The following is a 19023-nucleotide window of genomic DNA, read 5'->3' on the forward strand; positions in this document are numbered from 1 at the left end:
TTCATGTCAATCTGTACCAATGAGAGCAGTGTCCAGATACTCTCGGGGCGGTCTGATGCGTCGAGAGCGGAGGAGGGCGCGGTGCCACCCATGCTGGCTCAAACCCTGGCGAGGCTCGGCGCGGATAACCGTCGCCTGGCCCGCCGACGCCACGGCGGTACGCCTACGGTTCGATCGATTCGCCCACTGCTTCGACGACCTTTGGTACCCCGCACAAGATGACGTCGTGGTCGTGGCCGAGAGCCACGACAGTCCTGAGTCGAAGCAGGCGTACTAGGGCCGTCGATCTCCTCGATCCCGCTCGAGTGCGGTGGCAAGGGCGGGACGGTCGAGCTTTCCGCGTGGTGTGCGCGGGAGGTTCTCGAGCACGAGGATCTGCACCGGGATGCTCGGGGTGGGCAGGGTTGTGCGGAGGGACCGCCAGATCTCGTCGATGTTCGGGGCGGTTTCGTCTACCACTATCGCTGCGGCGGGGGCCTCGCCCATGCGGGGGTCGGGGACGGCTATGCAGGCGGCTTCGGTGATGCCGGGGATTGCGGTGAGGGCGGATTCGATGGCGGCGGGTTCTACGTTGAGGCCGGCTCGGATGAGCATCTCGCTGCTTCGGCCGAAGAGGTGTAGTTCGTTGCCGAGTAATTCGCCTCTGTCCCCCACCGACATCCAGCCGTCGGTGGGGCCGTTGGCGATGCCGTGTTCGGTGAGGTAGCCGTCGAAGAGCATATCGCTGCGGACGAAGACGAGGCCGTCTCGGATGTCGATGTCTACGCCGTCGAAGAGTTGGCCTGCCGAGTTCTCGTTGGTGTTGCCGAGTTCTCGGTCGAAGGAGACGAAGCTCAGCTCGGAGGCGCCGTAGAAATGGACCAGGGAGGCGTTCGGCAGGATTTCTTGTAGCGCTTGTCTTCCCGGGCGTGGCCAGCGGGCGGCCGACGAAAGGACCTCGCGGACATCGGGGAACGGGCCGGTGCCTGATCGGACGATGTCCCAGGCGATCGTCGGCACCGAATACAGGTGGGTCGCACCGTCTTCGAGGGATTCGAGGACCGGGCGGAGATCGACCGTCGCGCCTCGGGTGAGCGCGTGCAGGGCTCCGTAGAGGAAGTGGGTGTGGTCTAGGACGCCGGGGGTGGAGACGAGGTCGCGGGTGCCGATGTCGAAGGTCGCGTCGGAGCGGTCGAGGGTGGTGGCCCAGGATTGCTGGTTGCGTACGAAGAGTTTCGGGTCGCCGGTGGTGCCGGAGGTGATGCCGACGAGTAGTTCGGTTTCGGGCACGGCGCGGGATGTCGAGCCGTCTGATTCCAGATCGGCTGCGGTCTGGATTGCTCCCTCGTATCCCATCTTCCGCAGTCGGCGGTGCTGTTGGGGTGACGCGACTACGGCGCCCGGTTTCGAGAGGTCGAGGACGGCGGTCAGTTGCTCGGGCATGAGATGGCGGTGCAGCAGGACGATGCTGACGCCGGCGTGCATGGCCGCGGTGACGGCGACCAGTGATTCGATGTCCGAAGTCGGCAGCACCGCAACGCGATTCATGCCGTCGAGGCCGGCGGCGGTGCGGATGACGCGGGACCAGAACTCGCGATAGTCGATGCGTTCGCGAGCGGAGATGATGGCGGGCGAGTCCGGGGATTCGGCGACGCGACGGGCGATGCGTTCGGACGGCAGCTCAGTCATCGTCGACTCCTCTCGCGGCAAGGGCGTCGCCCATCGCGTCGGCGGTGCGCAGCGCGCGTACCAATACCGGCGTGGCGAGCGCGGTCATCGACCATTGCAGGCCGCGGGCTCGTCGCGCCTCTGCGACATCGTGCACGATTCCGGCCAGCAAGGGAACACACCGGATGGCAAGGGCCAGAAGCAAACCGACGCGATCCGGGTCCACACCGAACCTGCGCAACGGACCGAGCGCGCGCGTCACCGTGTCGAGCAGGTCGGTCACGCGAGTGGTCAAAGTGACCAGCGCGGCGAGCGCCACCGAGATCAGCAGCACACCGCAGACGACGACGGCCCGCGCCGGTGAGGTGATCAGCACCTGGAACACGGCGATGATCAGCAGCATCCATACCATCGGACGCAACTGCGCTACAGCGACTTTGACCGGAATGCGGGCCAGCGCGAACAACCCGGCCACCACCACACCGGCAACGCCGACCTCGATCGGGTTGCGCACGAACACCGTCGCCGCCACGATCGACCCGATCAGCAGCAACAGCTTTGCCCCGGCGGGCATTCGGTGCAGCAGCGAATCACCGGGACGGTACAGCCCGATCATTCGACCAGTTCCCGGTAGGCGGGGACGGCCGCGGCAGGCGTTCCGTCGAAGGCCACGAGACCGTCGTCGATCACGATGACCCGCTCGAAACTGTCCAGCAGCGCGAGCTGATGAGTCACGACGATCACCTGCTGATCCATCGCGTCCAGCGCGTCGGCGACCACCCTGGCGTTGCGCAGATCCAGCAGGGTGGTCGGCTCGTCCGCGATGATCACCTCGGGCCTGCGAATGAGCACCGCGCCGATCGCGAGCAGCTGCTTCTGCCCACCGGACAGCAGATGCGAGGGATGGTCGCCGTGCTCGTGCAGCCGGAACCGGACCAGCATCTCCTCGACCCGCTCCGCGACCTCCTGCTTGCTCAAACCTGTTCTGCGCAAGGAGAAAGCGAGGTCCTCGGCGACCGTCGGCATGACGATCTGGGTGTCCGGGTCGGTGAACACGAATCCGACCTTGCGCCGCACCTGCCCACCCTTGCGCGCCGCGTCGAGGCCATCGACCGTGACGGTGCCCGACGTCGGCGCGAGCAAGCCATTGATCATGCGCGCCAGGGTCGACTTCCCCGAACCGTTCGCCCCGATGATGCCGACACGCCGCTCGGTGATCCGAAGGTCGATGCCGCGCAGTACCTTTCGATCCCCGAAACTGTGCGTCACCGAGGAGAAGACGATCTCACTCATGACACACGCTCCACCAGCATCGCAATTCCCTGCCCACCGCCGATGGCACACGCCGCGAGCCCGAGCGCAGGCCCACCGGCACGCAACATCTGACTCGCCAACCGCACCAGCAAAATAGCTCCCGACGCACCCCAGGGATGCCCCATCGCGATCGCCCCACCCTGCGGGCAGATCTTCGATTCGTCCAACCCGAGCTCGTCCGACACCGCGAGCACCACCGAAGCGAAGGCCTCGGTGATCTCGATGATCCCCAACTCCGCCGCATCGACTCCGCTGCGCCGCAACAGCTTCCGTATCGCCGGAACCGGTCCGAGCCCCGGGTACGCAGGATCGGACCCCGCCACCGCCGACCCGAGCACCCGCAACGCGGGCAGCCCACCGGCCAGCGACGCACTGGTCACCGCGAGCACCGCCGCTCCGTCGGAAATACCGCACGAATTACCCGCCGTAGCCGTCCCCTCGGCACCGAAACTGGGCCGCAACCGCGCGAGCCGCGCCTCCGTCATCCCGGCCCGAATGCGCTCGTCGCGACGCACATCCCCGAGGGGCACGATCTCCGCCGAAAAGTCCGCAGCCGCGGCAAGATTGTGCGAACGTGCCGCATAAGCGTCCTGCCGCTCCCTGCTGATCCCCCGAACCCGCGCCAAATCGTCCGCCGCAACCCCCATGTCGGGATCCGGAAAGCCTTGCGGCGCAAAGGGAGCACGTGTATACCGCACCGGATCGGCCCCCGCGACCGGCGGCCAGAACCGCCAAGGCGCGGTACTCGCGGACTCGACCCCACCCGCCAGAATCAACTCGTCTCCCCCACTGCGCACGCGCAACGCCGCCTGCATCACCGCATCCAGCCCGGACCCACACTGCCGATCCACCGTCACCCCGGGAACCTCGACACCGAGGCCGGCCGCCAACGCCGCGTTCCGCGCCGGGTCCCCACCCGGCCCCAGGCAGTTACCGAGGACGACATCGTCCACCTCGGCATCGATACCCGCACCACGCAACGTCGACAGCACCTCGCGCAGCACCGGCGCGGCCAGCTCGGTGGTCGTCAAGTCCGCGAACCCGTGCCCGGCATTGCCGATCGGCGTTCGACGCGGCGCTACCAGCACGGGAACCGAGTTCATGCCAGCAAGTCTTTCAGCTGCCTTCGAGCCACCTTCCCGCTGGCGGTCCGGGGCAGCGTCGACAGCGGCACCCAGCGCCGCGGCATCGCCTCTTTCATCAGCAGCCCGCGCGCCTGCGCCCGCACCGCGTCGAGCCCGACCCCGTCGAGTTGCACTGCGGCCGTGACGATCTCACCGAACACCGCATGCGGCGACCCGACCACCGCCACGGCGGCGACTCCGTCGAGCGTGCCGAGAATGCGCTCGACATCCTCGGCGACGACGGTGGTGCCGCCGACATTGATCGCGGATTCGCCCCGACCCCGAACGACCAGTCCACGGTCCGGGCCGAGTTCGGTCAGGTCACCGACGCCGAACCATTCGGGAGCCCCCAGCACGCTGTACGGCGTCCGTACATAGAGCAGCCCGTCGCGAACTTCGGCCTCGACCTCGTCCAGCAGCCGAAGCGGCTCCGGCACCCGGCGAGCCGCGACGAGCGAAACCTCCGCCGATCCGTAGTACTCGACGATCGAGACCCCGTCGGCCGCCATCCGAGCACCGTCGTCCAGGGCAATGCCCGCAACGATCGCCGTCCGCAGCTTCGGCGCCTTGTCTACCACGTCCCGCAGCACAGCAGGCACCGCGTGCACGACTGTCGCGCGCGTCGGGTCATCAGTCACACACGCGCCCCGCCACAACGCATGCAGCGCACCGAACAGATGCATGGTCGCGTGCAAGGGCCCGGTGATGAGCACCCGGTCCGTGGCCTCGACCTCGGTGATCGCGGTGAACGCCGGAAAACTGTCGTACCAGGACGCGGCGGTCCGCGCCAACGGCCGCGGACTTCCTGTCGACCCCGAGGTCGTCACCAGCAGAAACGCCGACTCCGGAATGTCCGAACGAGCCGAACGCGCCTCGGGATTCTCGACGATCACCGGCACACCCCGCCGAGCCGCCGCGCACACGCAGATCAGCGCATCCGGAACCGACAGCGCCGACGCGTCGTACACGGAAGCGGTCTCCCGCTCGATCCACTCGTCGATCGCACGGTCCACCTGCGCGTAACTGTAAGCGCGGCCGTCGAATTCGAGGGCAGGCTGGTCGCCGGACCCACCGAGCTCCGGACTACGCACGAATCAGACCGGGGTACGCGCGGTGCACACCCTTGGCGACCACCGTCGCGACCACAACTTTGGCCAAGTCGCCCGGAATGAACGCGAAGTTGGTGCTGACCGCGTGCGCGACGTCCAGGTCGGTGCGCAGCAGCAGCCCGAGCGTGCCGAAGAGGTAGATGACCAGGATCCCGCCGAGCGCGTTGATCAGCAGACCGAGCACCAGCGGGTACTTGGGCAGGATCCGGGCGGTGAGCAGGCCGATGACCAGTGCGGCAGGCGCCCAGCCGACGAGGTATCCGGCGCTCGGCCCGGCCATCGCGGTCAGACCCGTGCGCCCACCCGAGAGCAGCGGCAACCCGATCAAGGTCAGCGCGAGGAATACCAGCACCGCGGCGGTCCCCTTGCGCGCACCGAGCACCGCGCCGGCCAGGATGACGCCCAGCGTCTGCACCGTGATCGGCACACCGCTGAATCCGACCGTGATCGCGCCCGGCAGCCCCATCGCCGCGATCAGCGCGGCGAAGACCGCTACCTGCGCGATGTCCCGCGCGGAAAAGGCAACTCTCGAACGACGAGAGTTCTCGACACCGTCCACGACGACTTCCTCCAACTACCAGCTTGAACGACGTTCAAGATAGCAGGCGCACGTTCGCCGAACGCACCCGCGCACAGCGACCGATGCCGAGGCCGACGACTAGTCGTGCGAGTGGGCCCTGGCCTGGATCCGCGCCTGCACCTCGGGCCGGCGCAGCGGCGGTACCGACTTCGGCGGCACCTTGCGATCCGGCAGTTGCTCGAGCAGACGGGTGGTGATCGCGGCGATGTCGGCGACCGCGGCATCGACCGCGGGCTGAGTCGCGGCTGAGATGCTCGACAACCCGCCGACCTTACGTACGTATTGCAGCGCGGCGGCCTGGATCTCCTCCGGCGTCGCCGCGGGCTCCAGCCCCCGCAGGGCAGTGATGTTTCGGCACATACCCCGAGGCTAATCCCCGGTACCGACAAGCGCCCGAGCTCCGATCAGGAAGCCACCGCCACCGCGGCCACAAGATAGCTACTTATCGGCGATCTGTCCGGACTTTCGCGAACCGCTCGAAGGTGTTATCTCGCGGTGTCCCAATCGAACACGTGTCGTAACCATCCGAATAATAACGACTAATATTCCAATTTTCCCTGCGCCCAACAGGATCCGCGGCTTAAGATCTACATCGTCTGAAATGCACTGTCATATAGCAACATTCGCTCGAGCGATCTGTTTCCGCGGGCTTCATGCCGCCTGTCGACCTGCTGTGCACAACCATCGAATCTGAACGATCACCTATTCGGATATTCCAACGTCGGCCGTCCGGGGTGACCATTTCGAGGTGAGGATCAAATTATGACAATCGAAATGCCAGTTTCTACCGAAACCAATGGCAACGGTAATGGCCGGAAGAGCCTCAGTACCGCGGCCGCTCACCAACTGGCGACCACCACCAAATCCGAACCCCAGATGCAGGGCATCAGCTCGCGCTGGCTGACCAGGATGTTGCCGTGGACACAGGTCAACGGCGGCGTCTACCGGGTGAACCGCCGACTTACCCACACCTTGGGCAACGGCGAGGTGGAGTTCGTCATCGACGGCTCGCAGGCCAAAGTGATCCCCCAGGAACTGCGTGAATTGCGCGCATTGCACGACTTCGACGACGAGGAAGTGTTGCGCGCGCTCGCGGAGAGATTCGAACAGCGCGATATCGAACCCGGCACCGTGGTCGCCGAATTCGGTAACGAGATGAATCAGATCGTGCTGATCGTGCACGGAAAACTGGCGAAGATCGGTTCCGGTGAATACGGGGAACAGACACTGCTCGGTATGCTGGCCGGCGGTAACTTCTTCGGCGATGAATGCCTCACCGATCCCTCGGCCATTTGGCCGGTCACGGTCAAGGCGGTCACCAAGACCACCACGCTCGTCATGCCACGGCAGGCCCTGGACGAAGTACTCGACAACGCGCCAGCGCTCCGGGAGCAACTCTCGCAGGCCATGGCCGCCGCCGCGCAACCACAGAACAAGCAGGGCGAGGCCGCCATCCAGATCACCTCGGGCCACGAGGGTGAACCCCAGTTGGACGGCACGTTCGTCGACTACGACGCCAGCCCGCGCGAATACGAACTGAGCTTGGCGCAGAGCGTGCTTCGGGTGCACACCCGCGTCGCCGATCTGTTCAACGATCCGATGAACCAGACCCAGCAGCAGTTGCGGCTGACCATCGAGGCGCTCTACGAACGCCGCGAATACGACCTGGTCAACAGCCCCGATTTCGGGTTGCTGAACAACTGTGACCTGAAGCAGCGCATCTACACCGAGTCCGGCCCGCCCACCCCGGACGACATGGACGAGCTGCTCAGCATGCGGCGCAGCACGAAACTCTTTCTGGCACACCCGAAAGCGATCGCCGCGTTCGGTCGCGAGTGCAGCAAGCGCGGCCTGTACCCCGACCCGGTCGACGTCGACGGACACCGCGTGCCGGCCTGGCGGGGAGTACCGATCTTCCCCTGCGGGAAGATTCCGGTCAGCGGCACGCAGACCACGTCGATCATCGCGATGCGCCTCGGCGAGAAGGATCAGGGCGTCATCGGCCTGCACCAGACCGGACTGCCCGACGAGTACGAGCCGAGCCTCAACGTCCGGTTCAAGGGCATCGACGACCAGTCGATCATCTCGTACCTGGTGAGCTGCTACTACTCGGCGGCGATCCTCGTCCCCGACGCGCTCGGCATCCTCGACAACGTCCTCGTCGCACGCCAGACCGCCTGACCAGGACACTCAGCGACCTCGATGTCTCGACGCCGCGGCGGCCACGAAACCCCAAGCAGCCGCGGCGTTCCCAGGTCTTCGGCGACGGGATTCCGGCGCCGCGGACACCGCTAGGGAAGGTGTATGTGCTGATGGTCGAGAGCACCTCGGCGGCGACGAGCCACCGAGCCACAGAGATCCTGGCCAGCGTCCGCACAATGTGCGATCCGGTGCTGCGCGAGGCAGTTTCGTCATTACCCGAACCGCTGTGCCTGATGGGCGGCTACCACCTCGGTTGGTGGGATGCTGAGGGCACCGCGACGCCGCAGCCGGGCGGCAAAGCGCTGCGGCCGGCGTTGACCGTCTGCGCGGCGGTCGCGTGCGGCGCCACCCCACGGGCCGCGCTCGCCGCCGCGGCCGCGGTGGAACTGGTGCACAATTTCACGCTCCTGCACGACGACGTGATGGACGCCGATCAGGTCCGGCGCGGCAGGCCCGCCGTGTGGGCGGTGTGGGGCATCCCCGACGCGATGTTGCTCGGTGACGCGCTACACGCCCTGGCGGGCCGAATCCTGGTGACCGGCTTGCCCGGTCGGACGGCGACGGCCGCCGTGGCGCGGCTGGAATCGGCGGTCATCGAGATGTGCCATGGCCAGCACAAGGATTGCCGCTTCCGGTCCGGCGGGCACGTCGACGTCGAGGAGTACGCGCGGATGGCCATGGGCAAGACCGGCGCGCTGATGGGGTGTGCGTGCGCGCTCGGGGCCGTGTGCGCGCAGGCGGACCTGGCCACCGTGTCGGCGATGGACACGTTCGGGCGGGAACTGGGCATGGCCTTCCAGTTCGTCGACGACCTGATCGGGATCTGGGGTGATCCGCAGGTCACCGGCAAACCGACGAGTGACCTTGCCCGCCACACGATGTCGCTACCGGTGGTCTCGGCCCTCGGTTCCGGCACCGCGGCCGCCGCCGAGCTGGCGACCATGTACGGCCGCGATCCGGAAGCGATGGATATCGCGCGCGCCGCGGCGCTGGTCGAATCGGCCGGCGGGCGGCAGAACACCCAGCAGCTCGCCGACAACCGAGTGCGCGCGGCGATCGCGGCACTGGCCGACCCCGCCGCGGCCGCGGACCTGATGGTGCTGGCCGGCCTGGTTTCACGCCGGAACCACTGAGCCGCGAGTGTCGACCGTAAGGAGATGACATGCAGCCCTTCGAACTTCCCGATTTCTACATGCCGTACCCGGCCCGGCTCAATCCGCACGTGGACAGCGCCCGCGCGCACACCCGGATCTGGGCCGAGGACATGGGCTTCTTCGAACCCCAAGAGGGTCACCACATCTGGGACGAAGACGACCTGGAAAGGCACGATTACGGCTTGCTGTGCGCCTACACCCACCCTGATTGCGACAGCGCGGAATTGTCGCTCATCACCGACTGGTACGTATGGGTGTTCTATTTCGACGATCACTTCCTCGAATTGTTCAAGCGGACAAGGGATACCGAGGGCGCACGCACCTATCTGGAACACCTGCGCGACTTCATGCCGCTGGCCGGCGGACCGATGCCGGAGCCGACGAATCCGGTCGAGCGCGGACTCGCCGATCTGTGGGTGCGGACCGTGCCGGCCATGCCGATGGATTGGCGGCAGCGCTTCGTCGCGACAACCACTGCGCTGCTGGAGGAGTCGCGGTGGGAGCTGACCAATATCACCGAGGGCCGGATCGCGAATCCGATCGAATACATCGAGATGCGGCGCAAGGTCGGCGGCGCACCCTGGTCGGCGAATCTGGTGGAACACGCGGTCGGCGCGGCGATTCCGGCCGCGCTCGCCGCGACGCGACCGCTGGAGGTGTTGCGCGACACCTTCTCCGACGCCGTGCACCTGCGCAACGACATCTTCTCCTATGAGCGCGAGGTGCGGCAGGAGGGCGAGAACGCCAACGGAATCCTGGTGGTGGAGCGGTTCTTCGGCTATGAGACCCAGCGCGCCGCCGAGGTCGTCAACGATCTGCTGACCTCGCGCCTGCAACAGTTCGAGCACACCGCGCTCACCGAACTGCCGATGCTGTTCGCCGAGTACGCGGTCGCTCCGCAGGATCAGGCCGCGGTGGCCGCGTACGCGAAAGGCTTGCAGGACTGGCAATCCGGCGGCCACGAATGGCACATGCGGTCGAGCAGGTACATGAACAAGGGCGGTTCGGCGGCGAGCGATCCGTTGCCGCGGTTGTTCAAGCCGGTCGGGCTCGGCAGCTCCGCGGTGTACTTGTTCGCGCCCACGCAGGCCCTCGGGCCGGGCCGGGCGAAGAGCTTCCTGCGTCCGCGTTTCGAAGACGTCGGTCCGACGAAGCTGCCGGATTTCTATCTGCCCTACCAATTGCAGTTGAGCCCACACCTCGACACCGCCCGCGAGAACCTGATGGCCTGGGGCAAGCAGATGGGCTTCCACGGCCCGGTCCCGGAACTGGGCGGCCGCGCACTGTGGCGGCCGGTGGATCTCGAAGAGTTCGACTTCGCCTTGTGCTCAGCCGGTTTGGATCCCGATGCCACGCCCGCCGAATTGGATCTGTCGGCGAGCTGGCTCGCCTGGGGCACCTACGTCGACGACTACTACCCGCAGGTGTTCGGCCAGCGCAAGGACATCGTCGCGGCCAAGCTACAGGGCAAACGATTCTCCGCGTTCATGCCGTTGGAGGCCGAGGTCGTGCCGCCTGCGACCAACGGGATGGAACGTGGCCTCGCCGACCTCTGGCACCGCACGACCGCCATTCTCGACGACGAGCAGAAGCGCGAATTCCGCCGGGCCGTAGTGGCTTTCCTGGAGAGCTGCGAATGGGAGGTGGCCAACGATATCGCCAATCGCATCCCTGATCCGGTCGACTATGTCGAAATGCGCCGCCGCACTTTCGGTTCGGATCTCACCATGGCGTTGTCCCGGTTCTCGCACGGGCATCTGGTCCCGCCGGACGTCTATCGCACCCAGACGGTCCTGGACCTGGAGCACACCGCAAGCGACTACGCCACCATGGTGAACGACCTGTTCTCGTATCAGAAAGAGACACAGTACGAAGGCGACTTCCACAACGCGGTCCGGGTCATGCAGAACTTCTTCGACTGCGGTTCCGAAGAAGGCGTCGCCATCGTCAACGACCTGCTGACCGCCCGGATGCAGCAGTTCGAACGGATCGTCGGCAGCGAATTGCCCGCCCTCTACGAGGAATACGAGCTCGGTCAGGACGTGCGCGATTCGCTGGACCGGCGCGCGGTCGAACTCCAGGACTGGATGGCGGGAATCGTCAACTGGCACCAATCGTGTGGCCGCTACAAAGAGGCACAGCTCGAGGACCGCTATCGGCCGTCTGCTCCGCCCGAAGCGGTTGCCGCCGAGCAGGTTCCGGCGCCCAGCCCGGCGCCGTGCTTCACCCGGCCCACCGGCCTCGGCACCGGCGCCGCCCGCCTCGACGGGCTGCACCGCTCGCTGGTCGACATGTCGCACACGGTGTCGCCATGACCAGCGGCCGCGTGAGGACCGTATTGCTCGCCGCGCCAAGGTCTTTCTGCGCCGGCGTCGAGCGGGCGATCGACACGGTCGAACGATTACTGGCCGCGCCCGATCGGGAAGAGCCGGTCTATGTGCGCAAGCAGATCGTGCACAACACCCACGTGGTCGCCGATCTGGCGGCGCGCGGCGCGGTGTTCGTCGAGGAGCTCGACGAGGTGCCGCCGGGTTCGACCGTCGTCTTCTCCGCGCACGGCGTCTCCCCCGCCGTGCACGAGCAGGCGAAGGAACGCGGGCTGACCGTGATCGATGCCACCTGCCCGCTGGTCACCAAAGTGCATGCCGAGGCCCGGCGTTTCGCCGCCCGCGGCAACACCATCGTGCTGATCGGTCATGCAGGGCACGAGGAGGTCGAAGGCACGGCGGGCGAGGCCCCCGACGTGACCTTGGTGATCGACGGCCCGGACGAGGCCGCGGCGCTACAGGTTCCCGACGAGAGCCGGGTCGCCTATCTGACCCAGACCACGCTGTCGGTCGACGAGGCCGAGGAGACCATTCAGGCACTGCGCCAACGCTTTCCGCAATTGCACGGGCCGAGCAGCGCCGACATCTGCTATGCCAGCACCAACCGGCAGGAGTCGGTCGAGGCGGTCGCGCGGCGGAGCGACGTGGTGTTGGTGATCGGCTCGGAGAATTCGTCCAACTCCCGGCGCCTGGTGGAAGTCGCTCAGCGCCAAGGTGTTCCGGCCTACCTCATCGACGACGCGGCGGCGATCTCCCCAGCGTGGATCGAGTCGGCGAACACCATCGGCCTGTCGGCGGGCGCGTCCGCGCCGGCGGTGCTCGTGGACGCGGTCGTCGAGGCGCTGCGCGCCTGGGGGCCGGTCACCGTTCGCGAACACGTCACGGCGGTCGAGGACATCGCCTTCGCCCCGCCGCCCGACGTCCGGCACCTGCCATGACCACGGCCGTTGCCAACATTCAGAGAGGCCGCAATGACCAGCAGTGATCTCGGCCTGCCGACCGCACCCCCGCGCCACCGCACCCGCAGGCTCGATATCGGTGGCGTCCCGGTCGGCGGCGGCGCACCGATCTCCGTCCAGACCATGACCACCACCCGCACCGCCGATATCGACGGCACCCTGCAACAGATCGCCGCGGTGACCGCCGCGGGTTGCGACATCGTCCGCGTCGCGGTGCCGACGACCGAGGACGTGGCCGCATTGCCGACCATCGTCGCCCGCTCCCCGCTGCCGGTGATCGCCGACATCCACTTCCAGCCGCGCTATGTCTTCGCCGCGATCGACGCTGGTTGCGCGGCGGTGCGAGTGAACCCCGGCAACATCAAGCAATTCGACGACCGCGTCGGCGAGATCGCGAAAGCCGCTGCGGCGGCGGGCGTTCCGATCCGGGTCGGGGTCAACGCGGGCTCGCTCGACCCACGCCTGCTCGCCAAACACGGCTCCGCCACCGCGGAGGCGCTGGTCGAATCGGCGCTCTGGGAAGCGGCACTGTTCGAAGAGCACGGCTTCACCGACCTCAAGATCGCGGTCAAGCACCACGACCCGCGCACCATGATCGCGGCGAATCGGCTACTCGCCCAACGCTGTGACTATCCGCTGCACCTCGGCGTCACCGAGGCCGGGCCGATGTTCCAGGGCACGGTCAAATCGGCGGTCGCGTTCGCCATCCTGCTCGGCGAGGGGATCGGCGACACCATTCGCGTGTCCATCTCGGCGCCGCCGGTCGATCAGGTCAAGGCGGGCTGCCACATCCTGCAATCGCTCGGACTACGGCCGCGGAAGCTGGAGATCGTCTCCTGCCCCGGCTGCGGCCGTCTCCAGGTCGACATTCATCGGCTGGCCGGGCAGGTCGAGGCGGCGTTCGAGGGGTTCCCGCATCCGCTGCGGGTCGCGGTGATGGGCTGCGTGGTCAACGGTCCCGGCGAGGCCCGCGAGGCCGATCTCGGGGTCTCCTCCGGCAACGGCAAGGGCCAGATCTTCGTCCGCGGCAAGGTGATTCGCACCGTGCCCGAGCATCTCATCGTCGAAACGCTGCTGGCCGAGGCCATCACCCTGACCAGCGACCGGGAAGACGCACCGGCGGAGGGGATCTCATGACCACCGCGCATGCCGAGCCGGCGACTCCGGTGGATCTGGCCGCCATCCGGACCAGGGTGGACGACGCGCTCGAAAGCTTCCTGCGCGACAAGGCCACCTGCGCCGAACCGGCGTTGCCCGGCGAACTCACCGATACCGTGCTCGACTTTCTTTCGGCCGGCGGCAAGCGGATTCGCCCGCTGCTGTGTGTCCTCGGCTGGCACGCGGCGGGCGGCGGCATGCCCGTCCCGCAGGCAATCGTGCGGGCCGCGGCCTCGCTCGAACTGTTCCACGCCGCCGTGCTGATCCACGACGACATCATCGACAACAGCTACACCCGCCGCGATCACCCCACCGTGCATCGTGCGCTGGCCGACCGGTATCGGGATCGCCGCGACCCCGATCAGTTCGGCGCGCATGCCGCGATCGTCCTCGGCGACCTGACGATGGTCTGGTCGGCGGAGCTGCTGCACACCGCTCAGCTGACCGCGACCCAGCTGACCGAGGCGCTCACGGTGCTCGACGGCATGCGCGCGGACGTCATGTACGGCCAGTACCTGGACCTGATCACCACCGCGCGCCCGTCCCGCGATCTGGGTCGCGCGCTACAGATCATCCGGTACAAGACCGCGTCCTACACCTGCGAGCGCCCGCTTCAGCTCGGCGCGGTGCTCGCCGGTGCGCACCGCGGGGTGCGCGAGGCACTCACCGCTTACGCCTCGCCGGTCGGCGAGGCCTTCCAGCTACAGGACGACCTGCTCGGCGTCTACGGCGATCCGGCGAGCACCGGCAAGTCCGACCTGGAGGACCTGCGCGAGGGCAAGCACACGGCGCTGGTCGCGCTGGCCCTGGAACACGCCACCCCCGCGCAGTCCGCGCAACTGCTCGACCTGCTCGGCAATCCCGAACTCGACCATCGGCAGGCCGACACCTGCCGCGAAATCCTCACCGCCACCGCACGACCCCGCGTCGAAGCGATGATCCGCACCCGATGGGCGCAGGCAAACCGCGCCCTCGACGACGCACCCATCCCGGCCGCGGTCAGCCAAGCACTGCGCTACGTCGCAGACGTTGTCGTCTCGAGGAACACCTAAGAAAGGCCGCGCCATGGATAGTCTGCTCATTCTGCAAATCCTCGTGCCCGTCGCCGTCGGCGTCGTGGCGGTCATCGTCTTCGTGGTCGGCGACCGGCTGCGGCCGGAATCGTGGCGCCAGGACGAGGAAGAGGCGCCGGGCACCCTGGTGGTCGACCTGATCAACACCCTCTTCATGGCCGTGGCCGCCTTCGTCGTGGTGATCTGCTGGCAGCAGTACGACAACGCGCACAACCACACCATCTCGGAGTCCAAGGCGCTCATCGACGTCTACTGGACCGCGCACTCGCTGCCCGAACCGGAACATCAGCAGATCCAGAAGCTGGTCCACGACTACACCGAGCAGGTCGTCGAGGTCGAGTGGCCGGAGATGGACAACGAAGGGCGGATGAGCCAGTCCACCCAGGACACCCTGGATACGTTGCGGGACACCGTGATGGCGATCCAGTCGACCGACGACAACGTCACCGATCTGCGCGCCAGCGCGATCGCCGCGCTCGAGGCGGTCTCCCAGGCGCGCCACGATCGATCGATGGACGCCGACCTCGGCATGCCCGGATTCCTTTACACCGCTTTGTGGTTCACCACCATCCTGCTGTTGTTCACCGCGGTGCTCTCCGGTGTCGCGGTCTCCAAACGCAGCCTGCTGATGACCGCGCTGCTCGGCATCGTGGTCGGCGCGGCGATCGTCGCGATCTACGGCCTCGATCGGCCGTTCTCCGGCGGGAACATCGTGCCGAAGGACGCCTTCACCTCGGCGCTGTCCCGTTTCCAGCACATCACCTAGCGAATCTCGCTGCCCGACCATCGATTACGGATAGGGATGTGCGCGCATGGCACACACCAGAGGACTCGTCATCGCGGCGGCGCTGCCCGTCGCCGCGGTGCTGCTCGCCGGTCAGTCCGCGGTAGCGGTCGCCGACCCGGTACCGCCGGACTGGCTGCCGATCGGCGAAATCGTCACGGGCAGTGCGGCTCCGGCCGAGATCGATACCGGGAGCGCGTTCGCCGGGAACGAGTTGAGCCTCGGCCCGAGCAGCGCGTCCGCCGGGAACGGCACGGTCGGCAGCGGAAGTGTCGGCACACCACTCGGTCTCGGGCCGACCAGCGAACCCGCGCCCGCCCCGGCCGACGAGGCGGCCGCGCCGCAGCTCGGGCTCGAAGGCTCTGTCCAACTGCCTGATCCGGACTCCGACGACGTCCGAACGGCCTGCACCGGCAGTGTCGCGGTGGGCGGGGCGCTGATTCTGCTCGGCCTCGTGACCGGCAGTTCGCACGGTCTGCTCGGCTCGAGCGGGTCCGCGCTCGGCAGCGTGGTGGTCGGCAGTGCCGCCACCGGCAGCGGGCTGGTCTGTCTGCTGTGGCCGCGCGACATCCTGCCGCCGTTCCCTGGTATGCCGCTACTGCTCGCCCCGCCGGCGGTCGCGCTGCCGGTCTTCGAGGCGCCGCCGGTCGAGGCGCCACCACCGGTGCCCGAGCCGACCCCGATCACCCCGCAGGTGCCGCTCGTCCGAATACCGCCCGAGCCGGCGTATTTGGCGGAGGCCGAGGCGACGCCCGACCCGGTCGCATGGAACATCATGCAGCTACTGACGATCATGGTGGTCACGATCCTCACCACGGTGCGCGGCGCGACCATCGTCCGACGCACCAGACACGGTTAAGCGCGCCGCCACCATTCGAGGAAGTGCGCGAGCGCCGGCGCGTCCGAGCCGCGCATCCAGGCGATCTGAATGGCGATCTGCGGCGGGTTCGTGCCGAACGGAATGACGACGATGTTTTCGTGCGCGATGCGGGTCGCGCGTTTTCGGTCCAGCACGCTGATGCCGGTGCCGCTCGACACCAGGTCGAGGACCTGTTCGGCGTCGGATTCCTCGGCGACCAGGTTCGGCGCGCCGTCACCCCAGATATGGCTGACCAGCTCGTCGTAAAAGTCCGGTCCGGTCTGCCGGGACCAGAGCACGATCGGCTCGTCGACGATGTCGCCGATGTCGACGGCGTCTTTTTCCGCCAGCGGGTGTCCTTTGGAAACCACCACGGCGGCTTCCTGTAGCCCGATCAGGTGCGTCTGGACCCGCGGATGGGCGATATTGCCGCGCACGAATGCGACGTCGACCTCGCCCGATTCGAGTAGGTCGAGATTCCACGACGTCCAGCCCGTGATCGTCGACACATCGATGTCCGGAAATTCCTTCCGGAAGGACCTTATGCGCTGGGAAATATCGCTGTCGGAGCCCGATCGAGTGAAGGCGACCTTAAGCTCCCCGGCCGTGCCCGACGCCCGCGCGCGGACCGTCCGCTCCAGCTCGGCGGCGGCCGAGAGCAGTTGCTGAGCGCCCGCCTGCAACGCGAGACCGGCCGGGGTCATGACGAAGCCACGCCCGGTGCGCGCGAGCAGCTCGACGCCGAGCTCCTTCTCCAGCGCTTTGACCTGCTGCGACAGCGCGGGCTGGGTGATGTGCAGCGCCTCGGCCGCGCGACCGAAGTGTCGGTGCTCGGCTACTGCTAGGAAGTAACGAACGCGACGTAGGTCGTCCACGCGGTCAGCCTAGCCAGATAAGAGTTTCTTATCAACGGGAAGTAAATACGTATTGGACCTGGCGATCTTCGTGGGCCGAGACTGTAGCTACCGATCCAGTCCACGTCCGCTACCGCGAGAAGGTGTCCCGATGCCGACAGTCGCCGCCGCCATAGCCGAGAATCTTCGGGCCAGGCAGATATCCGAATTCTTCGGGCAGAGCCTGCCGTCGCTGCTGGTTTTGGCGGCCGAGGATCTTGGCATCCGCCAGATCGTTTATCGCACGGAAAACGCGGGCGGCACAATGGCCGACGGATTCGCCCGGATATCCGGGCATTGCTCCGTCGTGGTCGCGCAGAACGGCCCGGCGGCGACGCTGCTGGTGCCGCCGCTGACCGAGGCCGCGAAGGTCTCCATTCCGGTGGTCGCCTTCATTCAGGACGTGCCGAGCCCGATCCGCAACAAAAACGCGTTTCAGGAGATCGATCACCAGAGTCTGTTTTCCGGATGCACCAAATGGTTCGATCGCCTCGACGACCCGGATCGGGTGCACGACTATATCGACGCGGCGTTCCGGGCGGCGACCAGCGGACGCCCCGGTCCCGCGGTGCTGATGCTGCCGAAGGACGTCCTCGAACTGGTCGCACCGCCTACGCCCGAGCACCTCGGCCCGACCGTGTTCCCGCTCGATCGGATCCGGCCGCCCGAGGCCGGCGTCCGCGCCGCGGCCGAACTGCTGGCCAAGGCCAAGCGGCCGCTCGTCGTCGCTGGTGGCGGCGCGGTCTCCTCCGACGCGGGCGCCGCGCTGGCCCGGCTGAGCGACCTGGCGTCGTTGCCGGTCGCGACCACGCCGATGGGCAAGGGCGTCGTCACCGACACCGCAGACCTGAGCGTCGGCGTGATCGGCAATTACATGGGGCCGCACGGAGTTTCGCACGGGATGCGCGAATGGATCAGCGGAGTGGACACGGTCCTGCTCGCCGGGTCGCGCACCAACGAGAACGGCACCGACGGCTGGAGCCTGTTCCCCCGGGATGCCACCTTCATCCACCTCGACATCGACCCGACCGAGATCGGCCGCAACTACCCGTCGCTGCGCCTGGTCGGCGACGTCCGGACCGGCATCGACGACCTCGCGGCCGCATTGCGCGAACTCGACCTGAGCAGGCGCAGCGCCGACCGGCCCGCGATCACCGCACAGATCGCCAGGTCACGAGCCGAATTCGAGACCACGACCGCGGCCGTCCGTAGCTCGACGGCGCGGCCGCTGCGCCCGGAGCGGGTGGCCGACGAGATCAGCACCCTGCTGCCGGACGACGCGATCGTGGTCGCGGACGCCAGCTACTCCTCGATCTGGGTGGCCAACTACATCCGCGCCACCACCCATCGGCAGCGCTTCCTCCTGCCGCGCGGCATGGCCGGCCTCGGCTGGGGGCTGCCGCTGGCGCTCGGCGCGAAGGCGGCCCGGCCGTCCGCGCCGGTCATCTGCCTGGTCGGCGACGGCGGCTTCGCGCACTGCTGGGCGGAGATCGAGACCGCCGTCCGGGAGAACCTGGATGTCGTTGTGCTGGTACTGAACAACGCCATCCTCGGCTATCAGAAGCACGCCGAAATCGTCCAGTTCGGCAGGCCCACCTCGGCGGTCGAACTCGGGCACGTCGATCACGCCCAGATAGCCACCGCGTGCGGCGCGCACGGGCACACCATCCACACCGATGTGGAACTGCGCGAAGCACTTTCGAAGGCGATCGTCGACCCGGCCACCACCGTCCTCGACATCATCACCGACTCCGACGCCTACCCGCCCATCACCGGGTGGGACACCAATCCTGCCCTTGCCGACCATCTCATCGACCAGCAGCTCAATCGATAACACACT

17 protein-coding genes are annotated in these 19023 nt (G+C 67.3%); 9 read left to right on the top strand and 8 right to left on the bottom strand.

The window, feature by feature from the left end:
- Positions 1-273: 273 nt before the first annotated feature.
- The 7 genes from AB0M22_RS32040 to AB0M22_RS32070 form a co-directional block, all read right to left on the bottom strand.
- A complete protein-coding gene (locus AB0M22_RS32040; RefSeq protein WP_364734852.1) occupies positions 274-1668 on the bottom strand; it encodes an AMP-binding protein in 1395 nt (464 codons plus the stop codon).
- Complete coding sequence (locus AB0M22_RS32045) at positions 1661-2263, bottom strand: energy-coupling factor transporter transmembrane protein EcfT (RefSeq protein ID WP_364734854.1); 603 nt, start codon at positions 2261-2263, stop codon at positions 1661-1663. The genes AB0M22_RS32040 and AB0M22_RS32045 overlap by 8 nt, the downstream gene beginning before the upstream one ends.
- The gene (locus AB0M22_RS32050) at positions 2260-2940 is read right to left on the bottom strand and encodes an ABC transporter ATP-binding protein (protein WP_364734856.1); all 681 of its coding nucleotides are present in this window, start codon (positions 2938-2940) and stop codon (positions 2260-2262) included. The genes AB0M22_RS32045 and AB0M22_RS32050 overlap by 4 nt, the downstream gene beginning before the upstream one ends.
- Positions 2937-4064: a thiolase family protein gene (locus AB0M22_RS32055; protein WP_364734859.1), complete on the bottom strand. Its 1128-nt coding sequence runs from the start codon at positions 4062-4064 to the stop codon at positions 2937-2939. Before AB0M22_RS32055 ends, AB0M22_RS32050 begins: the two co-directional genes overlap by 4 nt.
- Positions 4061-5176, bottom strand: coding sequence for an AMP-binding protein (locus AB0M22_RS32060; protein WP_364734861.1), 1116 nt, complete (start codon positions 5174-5176; stop codon positions 4061-4063). Before AB0M22_RS32060 ends, AB0M22_RS32055 begins: the two co-directional genes overlap by 4 nt.
- Positions 5169-5753, bottom strand: coding sequence for a biotin transporter BioY (locus AB0M22_RS32065; protein WP_364734863.1), 585 nt, complete (start codon positions 5751-5753; stop codon positions 5169-5171). Before AB0M22_RS32065 ends, AB0M22_RS32060 begins: the two co-directional genes overlap by 8 nt.
- A gap of 99 nt (positions 5754-5852) precedes the next feature.
- Positions 5853-6134 (bottom strand): DUF2277 domain-containing protein, encoded by a 282-nt coding sequence (locus AB0M22_RS32070; RefSeq protein WP_364734865.1) that lies wholly within the window; start codon positions 6132-6134, stop codon positions 5853-5855.
- 414 nt (positions 6135-6548) lie between these two features.
- On the opposite strand from AB0M22_RS32070, the gene AB0M22_RS32075 reads away from it, so the two are divergent.
- The 8 genes from AB0M22_RS32075 to AB0M22_RS32110 all read left to right on the top strand — a co-directional run bounded on the left by AB0M22_RS32075 (position 6549) and on the right by AB0M22_RS32110 (position 16290).
- Positions 6549-7955, top strand: a complete 1407-nt coding sequence (locus tag AB0M22_RS32075) for a family 2B encapsulin nanocompartment shell protein (protein WP_364734867.1) — start codon at positions 6549-6551, stop codon at positions 7953-7955.
- A 131-nt stretch (positions 7956-8086) separates the two neighbouring features.
- Positions 8087-9109, top strand: coding sequence for a polyprenyl synthetase family protein (locus tag AB0M22_RS32080; RefSeq protein ID WP_364734869.1), 1023 nt, complete (start codon positions 8087-8089; stop codon positions 9107-9109).
- A 29-nt stretch (positions 9110-9138) separates the two neighbouring features.
- Positions 9139-11445 carry a germacradienol/geosmin synthase gene (locus AB0M22_RS32085; protein WP_364734871.1) on the top strand — a complete coding sequence of 769 codons (2307 nt, stop codon included), beginning with the start codon at positions 9139-9141 and terminating at the stop codon, positions 11443-11445.
- Positions 11442-12395: a 4-hydroxy-3-methylbut-2-enyl diphosphate reductase gene (ispH, locus tag AB0M22_RS32090; RefSeq protein ID WP_364734873.1), complete on the top strand. Its 954-nt coding sequence runs from the start codon at positions 11442-11444 to the stop codon at positions 12393-12395. Before AB0M22_RS32085 ends, ispH begins: the two co-directional genes overlap by 4 nt.
- A gap of 33 nt (positions 12396-12428) precedes the next feature.
- Positions 12429-13553, top strand: a complete 1125-nt coding sequence (gene ispG, locus AB0M22_RS32095) for a flavodoxin-dependent (E)-4-hydroxy-3-methylbut-2-enyl-diphosphate synthase (RefSeq protein WP_364734875.1) — start codon at positions 12429-12431, stop codon at positions 13551-13553.
- The gene (locus AB0M22_RS32100) at positions 13550-14626 is read left to right on the top strand and encodes a polyprenyl synthetase family protein (protein WP_364734877.1); all 1077 of its coding nucleotides are present in this window, start codon (positions 13550-13552) and stop codon (positions 14624-14626) included. Before ispG ends, AB0M22_RS32100 begins: the two co-directional genes overlap by 4 nt.
- Positions 14627-14639: 13 nt before the next feature.
- Positions 14640-15413: a DUF4239 domain-containing protein gene (locus AB0M22_RS32105; protein WP_364734879.1), complete on the top strand. Its 774-nt coding sequence runs from the start codon at positions 14640-14642 to the stop codon at positions 15411-15413.
- Between the two features lie 46 nt (positions 15414-15459).
- Positions 15460-16290 carry a hypothetical protein gene (locus AB0M22_RS32110; RefSeq protein ID WP_364734881.1) on the top strand — a complete coding sequence of 277 codons (831 nt, stop codon included), beginning with the start codon at positions 15460-15462 and terminating at the stop codon, positions 16288-16290.
- Here AB0M22_RS32110 and AB0M22_RS32115 read toward each other — a convergent pair.
- Entirely contained in the window at positions 16287-17165 is an 879-nt protein-coding gene (locus AB0M22_RS32115) for a LysR family transcriptional regulator (protein WP_364734883.1), read from the bottom strand. The genes AB0M22_RS32110 and AB0M22_RS32115 overlap by 4 nt on opposite strands.
- A gap of 130 nt (positions 17166-17295) precedes the next feature.
- Between AB0M22_RS32115 and AB0M22_RS32120 the strand changes: the two genes are divergently transcribed.
- A complete protein-coding gene (locus AB0M22_RS32120; protein ID WP_364734885.1) occupies positions 17296-19017 on the top strand; it encodes an acetolactate synthase catalytic subunit in 1722 nt (573 codons plus the stop codon).
- Positions 19018-19023: the final 6 nt, after the last annotated feature.

The sequence above is a fragment of the Nocardia sp. NPDC051756 genome (assembly GCF_040681495.1).
In the GTDB taxonomy this organism is placed as follows: Bacteria; Actinomycetota; Actinomycetes; order Mycobacteriales; family Mycobacteriaceae; genus Nocardia.